The 13,910-nt window shown below is 70.9% G+C and carries 13 protein-coding genes; 4 read left to right on the top strand and 9 right to left on the bottom strand.

The genetic code is table 11. The annotated features are described in order from the left end of the window. The first annotated feature begins 3 nt into the window (after positions 1-3). Positions 4-837 (top strand): M90 family metallopeptidase, encoded by an 834-nt coding sequence (locus tag ALIDE2_RS11475; protein ID WP_013518949.1) that lies wholly within the window; start codon positions 4-6, stop codon positions 835-837. A 41-nt stretch (positions 838-878) separates the two neighbouring features. On the opposite strand, the gene otnI is transcribed toward ALIDE2_RS11475, so the two are convergent. From otnI to ALIDE2_RS11445, 6 genes are all read right to left on the bottom strand, one after another. Next, positions 879-1,688 carry a 2-oxo-tetronate isomerase gene (gene otnI, locus ALIDE2_RS11470; protein ID WP_013518948.1) on the bottom strand — a complete coding sequence of 270 codons (810 nt, stop codon included), beginning with the start codon at positions 1,686-1,688 and terminating at the stop codon, positions 879-881. 9 nt (positions 1,689-1,697) lie between these two features. Further along, entirely contained in the window at positions 1,698-2,363 is a 666-nt protein-coding gene (locus ALIDE2_RS11465; RefSeq protein WP_013518947.1) for a class II aldolase/adducin family protein, read from the bottom strand. Further along, complete coding sequence (otnK, locus tag ALIDE2_RS11460; RefSeq protein WP_013518946.1) at positions 2,360-3,622, bottom strand: 3-oxo-tetronate kinase; 1,263 nt, start codon at positions 3,620-3,622, stop codon at positions 2,360-2,362. Before otnK ends, ALIDE2_RS11465 begins: the two co-directional genes overlap by 4 nt. 3 nt (positions 3,623-3,625) lie before the next feature. Beyond that, positions 3,626-4,639, bottom strand: coding sequence for a D-erythronate dehydrogenase (gene denD / locus ALIDE2_RS11455; protein ID WP_013518945.1), 1,014 nt, complete (start codon positions 4,637-4,639; stop codon positions 3,626-3,628). A 70-nt stretch (positions 4,640-4,709) separates the two neighbouring features. Further along, a complete protein-coding gene (gene ltnD / locus ALIDE2_RS11450; protein ID WP_013518944.1) occupies positions 4,710-5,600 on the bottom strand; it encodes an L-threonate dehydrogenase in 891 nt (296 codons plus the stop codon). Positions 5,601-5,611: 11 nt separating this feature from the next. Further along, positions 5,612-6,934: an MFS transporter gene (locus ALIDE2_RS11445; RefSeq protein ID WP_013722137.1), complete on the bottom strand. Its 1,323-nt coding sequence runs from the start codon at positions 6,932-6,934 to the stop codon at positions 5,612-5,614. Here ALIDE2_RS11445 and ALIDE2_RS25175 point away from each other — a divergent pair. Beyond that, complete coding sequence (locus ALIDE2_RS25175; protein ID WP_158307692.1) at positions 6,933-7,070, top strand: hypothetical protein; 138 nt, start codon at positions 6,933-6,935, stop codon at positions 7,068-7,070. The genes ALIDE2_RS11445 and ALIDE2_RS25175 overlap by 2 nt on opposite strands. 16 nt (positions 7,071-7,086) lie before the next feature. Here ALIDE2_RS25175 and ALIDE2_RS11440 read toward each other — a convergent pair whose 3' ends face one another. Continuing rightward, positions 7,087-7,866, bottom strand: a complete 780-nt coding sequence (locus ALIDE2_RS11440) for a FadR/GntR family transcriptional regulator (RefSeq protein ID WP_013518942.1) — start codon at positions 7,864-7,866, stop codon at positions 7,087-7,089. Positions 7,867-7,900: 34 nt separating this feature from the next. Further along, entirely contained in the window at positions 7,901-8,818 is a 918-nt protein-coding gene (locus ALIDE2_RS11435) for a LysR family transcriptional regulator (RefSeq protein WP_013518941.1), read from the bottom strand. A gap of 110 nt (positions 8,819-8,928) precedes the next feature. On the opposite strand from ALIDE2_RS11435, the gene ALIDE2_RS11430 reads away from it, so the two are divergent. Then, on the top strand, positions 8,929-9,921 hold the full coding sequence (locus ALIDE2_RS11430; protein WP_013722136.1) for a Bug family tripartite tricarboxylate transporter substrate binding protein: 993 nt from the start codon (positions 8,929-8,931) through the stop codon (positions 9,919-9,921). Between the two features lie 8 nt (positions 9,922-9,929). Beyond that, positions 9,930-11,213, top strand: coding sequence for an amidase (locus tag ALIDE2_RS11425; RefSeq protein ID WP_013722135.1), 1,284 nt, complete (start codon positions 9,930-9,932; stop codon positions 11,211-11,213). Positions 11,214-11,229: 16 nt separating this feature from the next. Here the strand turns inward: ALIDE2_RS11425 and mdeB are convergent, their stop codons facing one another. Next, positions 11,230-13,857, bottom strand: coding sequence for an alpha-ketoglutarate dehydrogenase (mdeB, locus tag ALIDE2_RS11420; RefSeq protein ID WP_013722134.1), 2,628 nt, complete (start codon positions 13,855-13,857; stop codon positions 11,230-11,232). Positions 13,858-13,910: the final 53 nt, after the last annotated feature.

Here is a 13,910-nt window from a genome sequence, read left to right as displayed (position 1 = left end):
GGCATGCCCCGCTTCCTCTCCCGCCTGGCCCGGCGCGTGCGCTCTGCCGTGGCCCCGATCCCCGACATCGGCGCCGACCTGTGGCTGCAGACGCTGAACCGCTACCCCTTCCTCGCCGCGCTGCCTCTGGCCGACCAGGCCAAGCTGCGCGCATTGAGCGCCCTCTTCCTGCACCGCAAGGAATTCTCGGGCGCGCACGGCCTCGTGGTGACCGACGCCATGGCCGTGGCCATCGCCGCGCAGGCCTGCCTGCCGCTACTGCACTGGGGCGAGCCCGGCAAGGCGCTCGCGTGGTACGACGACTTCGTGGGCATCGTCGTGCACCCGGCCGAGGCCCTGGCGCGCCGCAAGGCCGTCGATGAGGCCGGCGTGGTGCACCACTACGACGAGGTGCTGCTGGGCGAAGCCATGGAGAACGGCCCCGTGATGCTCTCCTGGCCCGCCGTCCAAGGCGCGGGCCGCGAGGGCCACGCCACCAGCGTGGTGATCCACGAGTTCGTGCACAAGATCGACATGAAGAACGGCGGCGCCGACGGCTGCCCGCCCCTGCCGCCGGGCTTTCTGGGCACCGCGAACGCCCGCGCCGCGCACGCCGCCTGGCGCGCGGCCTGGGAGCCGGCCTACGAGCAGTTCCGAGAACGGGTCATCATCGCCGAGCGCTTCGGCGGCGAGTGGCCCTGGCTCGACGCCTATGGCGCCACGGCCCCGGCGGAGTTCTTCGCCGTGGCCTGCGAGGCCTACTTCGTGCACCGCGAGCGCTTCGCACAGGAGTTTCCTGCGCTGCTGCCGGTGCTGGATGCGCTGTTCCGCCCCACGCAGGAGCTACAAGCCAAATAGGCCCCTAGCGCTTACCCGGCAAGCGCCATAAGCTACTTTATTCAGAGCAAACCGCGCACCCAGCCCAGGCCCGCCGTGGTGCCGCCGGGCACGGCGCCGCGCGCGGGCAGGTACTCGCAGCCCACCCAGCCCTGCCAGCCGCACTGCGCGGCCACCTCGTCGATGACCGAGAACAGGTAGGGGTGGTTGAGCTCGCCGATGTCGGGCTCGTGCCGCTCGGGCACGCCCGCGATCTGGAAGTGGCCGACGCGGCCCGTGGGCAGGTACTGGCGGATCTTCATGGCCACGTCGCCCTCGACGATCTGGCAGTGGTACAGGTCGAACTGCACCTGCAGGTTGGGCGCGCCCACGGCCTGGACGATGGCGTGCGCGTCGTCCTGGCGGTTGAGGAAGAAGCCGGGGATGTTGCGCGTGTTGATGGGCTCGATGAGCACGTTGCGCCCGGCCTGCGCGGCCTGCTCCGCCGCCCAGCGCAGGTTGTCGATGTAGAGCGGGCGCAAAGCCTCGCGCGTCTGGCCCGCGGGCACGAGGCCGGCCATCACGTGGATGCGCGGGCAGTCGAGCGCGGCGGCGTAGTCCAGCGCGCGCGCGAAGCCTTCGCGGAACTCGGCCTCGCGCCCGGGCAGGCAGGCCAGGCCGCGCTCGCCCGCGGCCCAGTCGCCGGGGGGCGCGTTGAACAGCACCTGCGCGAGGCCGTTGTCCTTCAGGCGCCGGGCGATCTCGGCGGCGGGGAATTCGTAGGGGAACAGGTATTCGACACCCTTGAAACCGTCCGCGGCGGCGGCGGCGAAGCGGTCGAGGAAGGCATGCTCGCCATAGAGCATGGAGAGGTTGGCGGCAAAGCGGGGCATGTGGGTTCCTTACCAGCGCGCGCCGAAGGCGGCGCGCAGTTCGTCGATCTGCGCCGCGTCCAGCGCGGCGGGCTTGGGGGAAGACAGCAGCCACAGGCGCGCCGTTTCCTCCAGTTCCTCCAGCGTCGCCATCGCGGCGGCGGGGGTGTCATGCCAGACGTTGGGGCCCAGGCGCTCCAGCATCACGGCGCGCAGCGGCGTGCCTTGCGCGCCGTAGCGCGCGATGGCCTGGGCCACGGCCTCGGCCGCCCCGGGCGCGCCGGGGCGGTGGTAGGGGATCACGGGCACGTGGCCGACTTTCATCACGAAGTACGGCGTGATGGCGGGCAGCAGTTCGCCCTCCGCAGGCTGCAGCGTGAGGGCCACACAGTGCGTGCTGTGCGTGTGGATGACGCAGGCGGTCTGCGCGTCGAACGCGCGCGCGGCGGCGTAGATGCGGGTGTGCAGCGCGATGGTCTTGCTCGCGCGGTCGCCGCTCACCTGCCGGCCCTGCGCGTCCAGCCGTGCGAGGCGCGCGGGGTCGAGGAAGCCCAGGCAGGCGTCGGTGGGCGTGATGAGGAAGCCACCGTCGTCGAGCCGCACGCTGATGTTGCCCGCCGTGGCGTGCGCGTATCCGCGCTCGAACAGGCTGCGGCCCACGCGGCAGATCTCCTCGCGCGCCTGTGCCTCGGTCATGCGAGCACCTCGAACGCGCGCGTGAAGAAATCGTCGCCGCCGAAGTTGCCGGATTTGAGCGTGATGTGCAGGCCGGCGCCGAGCGCCTGCGCATGACACCACGGCACCCCCGGGTCGATCTGCGGGCCGATCTGCATCTGCGTGATGCCCAGCGCCTGCACGCAGGCGCCCGATGTCTCACCGCCCGCCACCACGAGCTGGCGCACGCCGCGCTCGACCAGGCCGCGCGCTATCGATGCAATGGTGCGCTCCACCATCGCGCCCGCCTCTTCCGCGCCCAGGCGCGACTGCACGGACTTGACCGCGCCGCTGTCGGCCGTGGAATAGACGAGCACGGGGCCGCGCGCGAGCAGCGGCGTGGCCCAGGCGAGCGCCTCGGCCGCCACGTCGGCGCCATCCGCGATGCGCAGCGGGTCGATGGCGAGCGCCGCGCCGCCGCGCGCGATGAAGTCCTGCACCTGCCGGTTGGTCGCCAGCGAGCAGCTGCCCGACACCACGGCGCGCAGACCACTCCCGAAGGGCAGCACGCTCGCCGCGGGCGACGGCGCGAAGCCGAAGTTAGCCGGCAGCGCCATCGCCACGCCCGAGCCCGCCGTGACCAGCGGCAGCGCCGCGAGCGCGGGACCCATGCGCAGCAGGTCGTCGTTGGAGACGGCATCGACGATGGCGATGGCAACGCCCTCGGCCTTGAGCTGCGCGATGCGCTCGGTGACGGCTGCGGCGCCGCGCGCGACCACCGCGTGGTCGATCAGGCCCACCTTGCGCCGGCACTGCGACTGCATCACGCGCACGAGGTTGGGGTCCGCCATGGGCGTGAGCGGGTGGTTCTGCATGCCGCTCTCGCTCAGCAGCACGTCGCCCACGAACAGGTAGCCCTTGAACACGGTGCGCTTGTTGTCGGGGAAGGCCGGGGTGGCGATGGTGAATTCGGTGCCCAGCGCATCCATCAGCGCCTCGGTCACGGGGCCGATGTTGCCGGCCGGGGTGCTGTCGAAGGTGGAGCAGTACTTGAAGTAGATCTGGTGCGCGCCCTGTCCCTGCAGCCAGCGCAGCGCGGCAAGCGACTGCGCCACGGCCTCGTCAACGGGGTTGGTGCGCGACTTGAGCGCGACGACGACGGCATCCACGTCCGCCGCCAGCGGGCCATCCGGCACGCCGATGGCCTGCACCACGCGCATGCCCGCGCGCACGAGGTTGTTGGCGAGGTCGGTGGCGCCCGTGAAGTCGTCGGCGATGCAGCCCAGCAGCAGCTTGCCCATGGCTCAGCCCTTCACCGCGAGCTTGACGGCCTGCGGGTTCTCGCGCACGTAGTCGCGCAGGATGGCCTCGAAGCTCTCGTCTGCCGCCAAGCCCAGGGCCTGGGCGCGCTTCGGTGCGAAGCGGCTGGGCCAACCCGTGATGATCCTGGCGATCTGCGCATCGGGCTCCCAGTCGATCAGTGCCGTGGCCTCCTTGCCGGCCACGCGCTCCAGTGCCTGGGCCATCTCGCCCACGGTGGTGGTGAGCGCGGGCAGGTTGACGGCGGTGCGCGCACCCCACTCGGCAGCGCTTGCGGTCGATGCACGGATGATGCCGCGCACCGTGTTGCCGGGCGACGAGAGCGCCACGGCCGTCCCGGGCGCCACGGGGCAGCGCGCGCGCTCGCCCGCCAGCGGCTCGCGCAGCATGCCCGAGAGGAAGCTGGACGCCGCGCCGTTCGGGCGGCCGGGGCGCACGCTCACCGTCATCAGGCGCACGTTGCGGCCCTGCACGAAGCCCTTGCGCGTGCAGTCGGCCACGAGCTGCTCGCCGATGAACTTCTGGATGCCGTAGCTGTTCTGCGGCGTGGGCAGCGTGGTGTCCTCGATCACGGCGGGCAGCGGCTGCTCGGGCGAATCGCCGAACACCGCGACCGAGCTGGAGAACACGAACACGGGCGCGTGGCCGGCGCGGCGGCAGCCTTCGAGCAGCTGGCGCGTGGCGTCGAGGTTGCTGCGCATGCCAAGGTCGAAGTCGGCCTCGCACTCGCCGCTGACCGCCGCCGCCAGGTGGAACACGGCCTGCACCTCGGCCAGCGGCAGCGCGCCCGCGGCAAGCTGCTCGACCAGGTCGCCCAGCAGCGGCTGCACGCGCGCGTCGGCGGCCAGGTCGGCCGGCGGCGCCACGCGATCGACCAGCACCACGCGCTCGATGGGCTGCGCGGGCGCGCCGGCCAGCGCCAGGCTGCCCTGTGCCAGCAGGGTGCGCGCGAGGCGCGCGCCCAGGAAGCCGCTGCCGCCGGTGATGAGGATGTTCATGGGATGGTTCCTTGTGTATGGAGTTACAAGCCAGATCTGGCTCTAGCGCTTGTGTATCAAGCGCAAGCAGCTAAGGTAACGTGATGCCGGGGAAGATCTTGATGACGGCACTGTCGTCCTCGCGCGCGAAGCCCGCGGTGGAGGCCTGCATGAACATCTGGTGCGCGGTGGACGAGAGCGGCAGCGGGAACTTGCTCGCGCGCGCCACGTCCAGCACCAGGCCCAGGTCCTTCACGAAGATGTCCACGGCCGACAGCGGCGTGTAGTCCCCGGCCAGCACGTGGGCCATGCGGTTCTCGAACATCCAGCTGTTGCCCGCGCTGTGCGTGATCACCTCGTAGAGGGCCGCGGGGTCCACGCCCTCGCGCAGGCCCAGCGCCATGGCCTCGGCCGCGGCGGCGATGTGCACGCCGGCCAGCAGCTGGTTGATGATCTTGACCTTGCTGCCCGCGCCCGCCTTGTCGCCCAGGCGGTAGACCTTGGCGGCCATGGCGTCGAGCACGCCGCCCGCGCGCGTATAGGCCTCGGGCGTGCCGGCGGTCATCATGGTGATCTGGCCGCTCGCGGCCTTGGCGGCGCCGCCGGAGATCGGCGCGTCCAGGTACAGGATGCCCTGCTTTGCCAGGCGCGATTCCAGCGCCACCGACCAGTTCGGATCGACCGTGGAGCACATCACGAACAGGCTGCCGGGCCGCATGGTGGCGGCCACGCCGTCGTCGCCGAACAGCACGCTTTCGGTCTGCGCGGCGTTGACGACCACCGAGACCACCACGTCGCAGCGCGCGCCCAGCTCGGCCAGCGTCTCGCAGGCCGTGCCGCCGTCCCTGGCGAAGTCCTGGGCCACCTCGCGCCGCAGGTCGAACACATGGGGCGCGTGGCCCGCGCGGCGCAGCGACTGCGCCATGCCCAGGCCCATGGCGCCCAGGCCCACGAGGCCGACGGTAGGTTGCGATGCACTCATACGGGATTCCTTCAGCGGTTGACGAGTTTTCTGGGCACCAGCCAGACCCCGATGGCGCCGAGCACCAGCACGGCCGAGAGCACGTACATGCCGATCTGCGTGCTGCCGGTCAGGTCCTTGAGGTAGCCGATCAGGTAGGGGCTCACGAACCCCGCAAGATTACCCACGGAATTGATGGCCGCAATGCCCGCCGCCGCGGCCGTGCCCGACAGGAAGGCCGTGGGCAGCGACCAGAACAGCGGCGCGCAAGTCAGCACGCCGGCGGCCGCCAGCGACAGGAAGGCCAGCGCCACCACCGTGTTCTGCGTGTACGAGGCCGCCACCGTGAAGCCAACCGCGCCCATCAGCGAGGGCACGATCAGGTGCCAGCGGCGCTCGCGGCGCGTGTCGGCGCTGCGGCCGAAGAGGTTCATGGCGACGATGGCGCAGAGGAAGGGAATCGCGCTCAAGAGCCCGATGTGGAAGTTGCCCTGCACGCCCGTGGCCTTGACCAGCGTGGGCATCCAGAAGGTCAGCGCGTACTGGCCCATGACGAAGGCGAAGTAGATCAGCGCCATCCACCACACGCGCATGTCGCGGAACACGCCCGCCACCGAATGCGGGCCCTGCGCTCCGCCCTGGGCGTGGTCGGCCTCGATCTCGCGCTCCAGCAGCGCCTTTTCCTCGGCAGTGAGCCAGCGGGCCTTCTGGATGCCGTTGTCCAGGTACAGCAGCACCATGATGCCGACCAGCACCGCGGGCACGGCCTCGATCAGGAACATCCACTGCCAGCCCTGCAGCGAGGACGCGCCATGGAACGCGTCCATGATCCAGCCCGACAGCGGGTTGCCGAAGATGCCCGCCACGGGGATGGCCGACATGAACACGGCGATGATGCGCGCGCGCCGGTGCGCCGGGTACCAGTAGGTCAGGTAGAGGATCACGCCGGGGTAGAAGCCCGCCTCGGCCACGCCCAGCAGGAAGCGCAGGACATAGAAGCCGGTGGGCGACTCCACGAACATGAAGCAGCCCGACAGGATGCCCCAGGTGATCATGATGCGCGCGATCCACATGCGCGCGCCCACGCGGTGCAGCAGCAGGTTGCTGGGCACCTCGAACAGGAAATAGCCCAGGAAGAAGATGCCGGCGCCCAGGCCGAACACCGTTTCGCTGAAGCCCAGGTCCTGCGCCATCTGGAGCTTGGCGAAGCCCACGTTGACGCGGTCGAGGTACGCGACCACGTAGCACAGCATGAGGAAGGGCACGAGGCGCCAGAACACCTTGCCGTAGGCCCGCTTTTCGAGCGCGCCCTCGGCGCCGGCCGCCGGAAGTACGGCGGAAACAGAAGAAGACATGAGCGTTGATTCCCGGATCGAAATGACGGTGCAGGAGCACGAAAGGCCCTGCCCGCGGGTGCCATCCTTGCTGGGCGAAGGATTAATTCATCAGGTCATCATACAAATCAAGGGATTTCATGCCGATACGGGTTAACCCTAGATACCAGGAGTCAGCGCTGGCGCGTGGCGCGCCCTTCGACCAGCGGCTGCGCGAGCCGCGCGCCCTCCTGCCGCCAGAACGCAGGGTCGGCCTGCCCGATGCGGCGGATGGCGTTGTCCATGTGCGTCTTGGCCGCCTCGCGCGCGGCCACGGGGTCGCCCGCCTCGATGGCCTGGGCGATGCGCTCATGCTCGCGCGCGACCTCGCGTGCGAAATCGTCGCGCCGCGCCTCGTTGGCCCGCGTGACGCGGATCGCGCCCTGCAGCAAGCCGTGCAGGTACTGCAGCGTGCCGATCAGGAAAGGGTTGTGGGCCGCCTCGGCCACCGCGAGGTGGAAGGCCAGATCCTGCTCGGCCCCGCCCTGCCCCGCGGCCACGGCCTCGTCCAGCGCGCCGATGGCCGCGCGGATGCGCGCCAGGTCCTGCGGCGTACGCCGCTCGGCGGCCAGCGCAGCGACTTCGGATTCGAGCGGCCGGCGCAGCTCGGCCATCTGGACCACCGCATCGCGCGAGGCCAGGTGCGCCGCCTCGAAGCGCAGCGGCTCGGCGCCGGCCGCGCGCACGTACACGCCGCTGCCCTGCCGCGAATCCACCATGCCCAGCGACTTGAGCCGCGACACCGCCTCGCGCACCACCGTGCGGCTCACGGCGAACTGCGTGGCCAGCACCGCCTCGGTCGGCAGCCGCGCGCCGGGCGCCAGCCGGCCGCCGCGGATCTCGGCCTCCAGGGCATCGGCCACCTGGTCGGCAAGGCGGGCGCCGGAGGCTACGGGCTGGAACTGCAGGGTCATCGTGTGGTTCGTTCGAGTGGCGAGGCCCGCCACTCTAACCTGCCCCTTCGTCCTGCAGCACTGCATCGGACAGGCAGTCCAGGAACCGCTGCACCACCGGGTTGCAGTTGTCCGCGGCCCAGACGCAGGAAAGCACCGCATCGAGGGGCGCACAGCCCTCGGGCAGCGACAGCTCCCGCCACTCGATACGCCCCGCCCCCCCTTGCGCGGCAGACGCGGGGGCGAGCGCCGCGCCCATACCCGCCTCCACCAGGGCAAGCAGGGTCGGCAGCAGGCTGCGGTGCTGCACGCTGGGGCGCACCCGCGCGCCAGCAAGCACCTTTTCCTCCAGTTCATGGAAGTAGCGCGCGCCCTCTATCTCATAGCCCACCCAGGGCAGCCCCTGCAGGAGCCGGACCGGCACGCGCCGATGCGCCGCGAGCGGGTGCCCCAGCGGCAGGACCAGCACCATCGGGTCGTGGGTGATCACCCGCGACATCAGGTCGGCGCTCTCCATGGAGGAGGAAAACCGCAGCATCGCCACGTCCAGGCGGCCGCTGCGCACCTCCTGCACCAGCAGGTCGGACGTGAGCTGCCGCAGCTCCAGTACCACGTTGGGGCATGCCTGCCGAAAGGCGTGCAGCACCTTGGGCAGCACGCGGTAGACCGTGCTGTGGGTGAACCCCAGCGTGAGCACGCCCTCGTCGCCCACGGCATGGCGCCGGACGGAGTGCAGCGCGGCGCCCGCCTCGGCCAGCAGCAGGTGGGCGCGCTCCAGCATCAGGCGCCCCGCGGGGGTGAGCTGCACCGAGCGCGTGGTGCGCACCAGCAGCGGCGCCCCGACCTCTTCCTCGAACTGGCGGATCTGCTGGCTCAGCGGCGGCTGGCTGATGTGCAGGCGCTGCGCGGCGCGGCCGAAATGCAGTTCCTCGGCCACTGCGATGAATGCCAGCAGGTTGCGGGAGAGCAACATTATTTCAAATTACGTCCTAATAATTATTGAATTTTATATTGGACATATTAGTTGCACGACCATAGCCTTCGGAAAGCAACGTCGCCCATCCACTCATCCCTCACACAGCCATGCCCCTGCCCCACTCCACCCATCGCCGCGCCCTGCTCGCGTCCGCCATCCTCGCCCTGGCCGCCACGGTACACGCGCAGGCGCCTGCGCCGGCGGACTACCCCGTCAAGCCCGTCACCATGGTGGTGCCCTTCGCCGCCGGCAGCGTGACCGACCTGCTGGCGCGCATCGTGGCCCAGCGCCTGGGCGATGCGCTGGGGCAGCCCGTCGTCGTGGACAACAGGGCCGGCGCCGACGGCAACATCGGCGCCGCGTACGCGGCGGCGGCGGCCCCCGACGGCTACACCCTGATGATGGGCGCGGCCAGCACCAACGCCATCAACCCCAGCCTGCACAAGAACCTGAAGTTCAACGCCATCAAGGACTTCGCGCCCATCACCAACGTCGCGTCCATGCCCAACGTGCTGGTCGTGGGACCGCAGGTGACGGCGCGCAGCGTCCGGGATTTCATCCAGGCCGCGAAGACGGAGAAATACAGCTTCGCCTCCAGCGGCGCGGGCGGCAGCATGCATCTGTCGGGCGAGCTGTTCAAGAGCATGGCCCAGATTCCCGACTTCCTGCACATCCCCTACAAGGGCGGCAGCGCCCCGGTCACCGACGTGATGGGCGGCCGGGTCAGCGCTATGTTCTGCAACCTGCCGCTGTGCCTGCAGCACATCCGCGCGGGCAAGCTCCAGGCGCTCGGCGTGACGTCCTCCAGGCGCACGCCGCTGCTGCCCGAGGTGCCGACCATCGCGGAGAGTGGCGTGCCCGGCTACGAGGTGGAAGGCTGGTTCGGCCTCTTCGCCCCCACGGGCGTGCCGCGGCCCATCATCCAGCGGCTGAACCACGAGGTGGTGCGCATCCTGCAGGATCCCAAGGTCAAGGAATCGCTGCTGGCCCAGGGGGCCGAGCCCATCGGCGACAGCCCCGAGGCGTTCGCGGCCTTCGTGAAGAAAGAGCACGACCGCTGGGCCAGGACCATCCGCGAAGCAGGCATCGCCCCGCAATGAGCGCGCCCATGGAGTCGCCAAACCGCCTGTCGGTCCTGCAGGCCCTGCGCGCCATGGCGGAAGGCAGCCTCACGAGCGAGGCGCTCACGCAGGCATGCCTGGAACGCATCGAGGAACGCAACGGCCAGGTGCTGGCCTTCACCGCCGTGGACGCCGGTTGGGCGCTGGCGCAGGCCCGCGCCGCGGACCGCGGCGGCGGCGCGCCGCTGCGGGGCATACCGTTCGCCGTGAAGGACGTGCTGGACACCCGGCACCTGGCCACCGCCTACGGATCGCCCATCTACGCCGGCCACCGGCCCGTGGCCGATGCGGCCTGCGTGGCGCGGGTGCGGGAGTTCGGCGGGCTGGTCCTCGGCAAGGCGGCCACGAGCGAGTTCGCCACGCAGACGCCGAGCCGCACGCGCAACCCGCTCAACCTGGAACACACGCCCGGCGGCTCGTCCAGCGGCTCGGCCGCGGCCGTGGCCGACTTCATGGCGCCCGTGGCCTTCGGCACGCAGACCACGGCCTCCACGGTGCGGCCCGCGTCCTATTGCGGCATCGTGGGCTACAAGCCGACCTTCGGCTTTCTCAACACGGCCGGCCTCAAGCCCTTGAGCCCGTCGCAGGACACCATCACGCTGCTCGCTAGAACGGTGCAGGACGCGGCGCTGTGCGCCTTCGGCCTGCACGGCATGCGCGTGCAGGCCGGCCCGCTGGAGCGCCCCCGGCTCGCCGTCTGCCTGTCGTCGCAGTGGGATGCCGTCCGCCCCGAGATGGCCGAAGCCATCGAGCGCATCGCCGCCGCGGCGCAGCGCGCGGGCGCCACCGTCCGGCGCATGCGGCTGCCGGCCGCGCTGGAGCCGCTGATCGGGATGCAGGGCCGCCTCTTCGCCTTCGAGGCGCGCCAGTCCCTGGCGTACGAGCGGCAGAACCATGCGGCGCAGTTCAGCCCGCGGCTGCAGGCGCGCCTGGCGGGTGGCGAAGGCATCGACGCCGCGCAATACCTCGCCATGCGCCAGCGCGCCCTGGCCGGGCGCCAAGCCCTGGCGGACCTGTTCGGCGACGTGGACGCGATCCTGTACCCGCCCGCGCAGGGCGAGGCGGACGAAGGCATCGCCGATTCGGGCTCCGCGCAGTTCGGCGCGCTCTGGAGCCTGATGCACGTGCCCTGCGTCTGCGTGCCCATCGCCCGGGGGCCGCGCGGGCTGCCCATGGGGGTGCAGGCGATCGGCGCCTACGGTGACGATCTGCGCACCCTGCAGGCGGCGGCCTTCATCCACCACGTGGCACAGCAGGCCGAGCTGGCGTGACGGCTCCCGCCGGCGATCAGGATGCGAGCGCCTCTCGCGCCGCCTGCGCAATGCGCGCCGCATCCACGCCGAAGAAGCCGCGCAGCGCGGCGCGCGTGTCGCTGCGCCCGAACCCGTCGGTACCCAGGGTGCGGTAGCGCCGGCCCTCGGGCAGGTAGGCGCGCACGCTCTCGGGCACGGCGCGCACGTAGTCGGTGGCGGCGACGATGGGACCGCGCGTGCCGGCCAGCACCCGGGCGATCCAGGGCGTGCCGCCGCCCTGCTCGCAGGCCATGCCGTCGCGCGCCAGCTCGCTCCAGCTCGTGACGCTGACCACGGTGGCGGCGATGCCCTCGGCGGCCAGCAGCGCGGCGGCCCGGGCCGCCTCGGTGAGGATGGCGCCGGAGCCCAGCAGGGTCACATGCTTTTCACATGAAATCGGGCTTTCGGGCTTGTCCAGCAAGCGCTGGCAGCTATTCAGGACATAGCATCCGCGCAGCACGCCCTCGTGCGCTGCGGCGGGCAGGTCGGGCTGGGCGTAGTTCTCGTTCATGAGCGTGACGTAATAGAACACGTCCTTCTGCTCGACCATCATCTCGCGCATGCCCGCGTCCAGGATCACGGACAGCTCGCCCGCATGGGCCGGGTCGTAGGCCTTGCAGTTGGGGATGGTGGCCGCCACCAGGTGGCTGCTGCCGTCCTGGTGCTGCAAGCCCTCGCCGCCCAGCGTGGTGCGCCCCGACGTGGCGCCCAGCAGGAAGCCCCGCGCGCGCTGGTCGGCGGCGGCCCAGATGGCGTCGCCCACGCGCTGGAAGCCGAACATGGAGTAGTAGATGTAGAACGGCAGCATGGCCAGCCCGTGCACGCTGTAGCTCGTCGCCGCCGCCGTCCAGCTTGCGATGGCGCCTGCCTCGCTGATGCCCTCCTCCAGGATCTGGCCGTCCAGCGCCTCGCGGTACGAGAGCACCGAACCGATGTCCTCCGGCGCGTACCGCTGGCCCACGCTGCTGTAGATGCCGACCTGCTTGAACAGGTTGGCCATGCCGAAGGTGCGCGCCTCGTCGGCCACGATGGGCACGATGCGCGGGCCCAGCGTGGCGTCCTTGAGCAGCGCGCCCAGCATGCGCACGAAGGCCATGGTGGTGCTCATCTCCTTGCCATCAGCCGCCAGGGCGAACTGGGCGTATTGCTCCAGCGGCGGCACGGGCAGCGCGTCGCACGCCGTCTCGCGCCGGGGCAGCCAGCCGCCGAGGCGCCGGCGGTGGCTGCGCAGGTACTGCATCTCGGGGCTGTCATCCAAGGGCTTGTAGAAGGCCAGGCCCGTGGCCTGCTCGTCGGTGAGCGGCAGGTTGAAGCGGTTGCGGAATTCGATGAGGTCCGCGTCGTCCAGCTTCTTCTGGCTGTGCGTGGTCATCTTGCCCTGGCCGGCCTGGCCCATGCCGTAGCCCTTCTTGGTGTGGGCCAGAATCACCGTGGGCTGTCCCCGGTGAGCGGCGGCCGCGGCGTAGGCGGCGTGGATCTTCACCAGGTCGTGGCCGCCGCGCTTCAAGCGGTCGATCTGCTCGTCGGTCAGGCCCTGGGCCAGTGCGGCGAGTTCGGGGTTCTGGCCGAAGAAGTGGTCGCGGTTGAAGCGGCCGTCCTTGGCGGCGAAGGTCTGCATCTGCCCGTCCACCGTGGTGCCCAGCGTGCGCGCGAGCGTGCCGGTGAGGTCGCGCGCGAACAGGCCGTCCCAGTCGCTACCCCACAGCAGCTTGACCACGTTCCAGCCCGCGCCGGCGAACAGGCGCTCCAGCTCGTCCACGATGCGGCCGTTGCCGCGCACGGGGCCATCGAGGCGCTGGAGGTTGCAGTTGACCACCCAGACGAGGTTGTCCAGGCCTTCCCGCGCGGCGAGCGTGAGGGCGCTCATGCTCTCGGGCTCGTCCATCTCGCCGTCGCCGAACACGCCCCACACCTTGCGCCCCGTGCAGTCCAGCAGATTGCGGTGCGTGAGGTAACGCATGAAGCGCGCGTGGTAGATGCTGCTGATGGGGCCTATGCCCATCGAGCCCGTGGGGAACTGCCAGAAGTCCGGCATGAGCCAGGGGTGCGGGTAGCTGGAGAGCCCGCGCGCGCGCGCCTGGGGCGCGGTGATCTCCTGGCGGTAGTGCATCAGGTCCTGCTCGCTCAAGCGCCCTTCGAGGAAGGCGCGCGCGTACACGCCGGGCGCGCTGTGCGGCTGGAAGAACACCAGGTCGCCGCGGTGCTGGCCCGCGCCCAGCCCCTCGCGGGCGTGGAAGAAGTGGTTGAAGCCCGTCTCGAACAGGTCCGCCGCGCTCGCGTAGCTGGCGATGTGGCCGCCAAGCTCGCCATAGGCCTGGTTGGCGCGCACCACCATGGCCAGCGCGTTCCAGCGCATGATGGACGCGAGCCGCTCCTCGATGGCCAGGTCGCCCGGGAACGCGGGCTGGTCCTGCGCGGCCACGGTGTTGACGTAGGGCGTGTTGAGGTCGGGCCGCCAGCCCACGCGCTGGGCGCGCGCCAGGCGCGCGAGCTCGTCGAGCACGAAGCGCGCGCGCCCGGGCCCCTCGGCGGCCACCAGGGCCAGGAAGGCGTCGCGCCATTCGGCGGTTTCCTGCGGGTCGGCGTCGTCGCGCAGGGCAAAGGGGGGATGTGGGGCGTTCATGCCGCATGACTCTACGGCCAGCCCGCCCGAATGAGATGCCGTTTACGGCGCCA

The sequence above is a fragment of the Alicycliphilus denitrificans K601 genome, assembly GCF_000204645.1.
GTDB lineage: Bacteria > Pseudomonadota > Gammaproteobacteria > Burkholderiales > Burkholderiaceae_C > Alicycliphilus > Alicycliphilus denitrificans.
The sequence above is the reverse complement of the archived record's forward strand: the minus strand, read 5'-3'. Positions and strand labels throughout refer to the sequence as shown.

Bases quoted from the DNA above. Each gene is read 5' to 3' on its own strand.
- mdeB (WP_013722134.1), bottom strand. From the start codon at position 13,857: ATGAACGCCCCACATCCCCCCTTTGCCCTGCGCGACGACGCCGACCCG.
- ALIDE2_RS11475 (WP_013518949.1), top strand. From the start codon at position 4: ATGCCCCGCTTCCTCTCCCGCCTGGCCCGGCGCGTGCGCTCTGCCGTG.
- ALIDE2_RS11430 (WP_013722136.1), top strand. From the start codon at position 8,929: ATGCCCCTGCCCCACTCCACCCATCGCCGCGCCCTGCTCGCGTCCGCC.
- ALIDE2_RS11425 (WP_013722135.1), top strand. From the start codon at position 9,930: ATGGAGTCGCCAAACCGCCTGTCGGTCCTGCAGGCCCTGCGCGCCATG.
- ALIDE2_RS25175 (WP_158307692.1), top strand. From the start codon at position 6,933: ATGAGCGTTGATTCCCGGATCGAAATGACGGTGCAGGAGCACGAAAGG.
- denD (WP_013518945.1), bottom strand. From the start codon at position 4,639: ATGAACATCCTCATCACCGGCGGCAGCGGCTTCCTGGGCGCGCGCCTC.
- ALIDE2_RS11465 (WP_013518947.1), bottom strand. From the start codon at position 2,363: ATGACCGAGGCACAGGCGCGCGAGGAGATCTGCCGCGTGGGCCGCAGC.
- ltnD (WP_013518944.1), bottom strand. From the start codon at position 5,600: ATGAGTGCATCGCAACCTACCGTCGGCCTCGTGGGCCTGGGCGCCATG.
- ALIDE2_RS11440 (WP_013518942.1), bottom strand. From the start codon at position 7,866: ATGACCCTGCAGTTCCAGCCCGTAGCCTCCGGCGCCCGCCTTGCCGAC.
- otnK (WP_013518946.1), bottom strand. From the start codon at position 3,622: ATGGGCAAGCTGCTGCTGGGCTGCATCGCCGACGACTTCACGGGCGCC.
- otnI (WP_013518948.1), bottom strand. From the start codon at position 1,688: ATGCCCCGCTTTGCCGCCAACCTCTCCATGCTCTATGGCGAGCATGCC.
- ALIDE2_RS11435 (WP_013518941.1), bottom strand. From the start codon at position 8,818: ATGTTGCTCTCCCGCAACCTGCTGGCATTCATCGCAGTGGCCGAGGAA.
- ALIDE2_RS11445 (WP_013722137.1), bottom strand. From the start codon at position 6,934: ATGTCTTCTTCTGTTTCCGCCGTACTTCCGGCGGCCGGCGCCGAGGGC.